The organism is Vibrio sp. S234-5 (assembly GCF_000960595.1).
Taxonomy (GTDB): Bacteria; Pseudomonadota; Gammaproteobacteria; order Enterobacterales; family Vibrionaceae; genus Vibrio.
The window spans coordinates 1-393 of sequence record NZ_JZAM01000258.1 but is presented as its reverse complement, the minus strand read 5'-3'; the positions used below and the strand labels follow the sequence as shown (position 1 = coordinate 393).

Annotated in this window: 1 protein-coding gene; it reads right to left on the bottom strand. The window is 46.8% G+C overall.

Going from position 1 to position 393, the window contains the following annotated elements; translation table 11 throughout:
- Window positions 1–393, bottom strand: a 393-nt coding sequence (locus tag UF06_RS15940; RefSeq protein ID WP_242402025.1) for a GNAT family N-acetyltransferase, incomplete at both ends; no start/stop codon positions are given.

Sequence of the window (393 nt, the reverse complement as noted above, 5' to 3'; positions counted from 1 at the left end):
GCCCTTGATCATTGGTGCTCAGTGCATTCAGACTTATCTGCATAACTGGCGTAGAGAGAAGACGTGTTTCGAGCTCATCTAACAGTGCACTTCCTGCCCCTTGCCCATAATGTAACGGCGAGACATAGCAACACGTTACCAACGCCGTTTTATCTTCACTGGTGTGGTTAGGCAACTCGTAACTTAAAAACCCGACGATTTCCCCTTGTTTCTCAACCACGATCAATTGAGCCAGTTGCTCCGTCATAACTCGTGTCCACATCCTTTCTCGGCGCTCAATGGTAAACTGCTCTATATAGCTTTGTGGCATTAACCCTTTGTACGCCACCTGCCACGAATCGACATGTATTTTAGCAATTTGAGCTGCTTCTTCTCTAACAGCATTCCTGACTG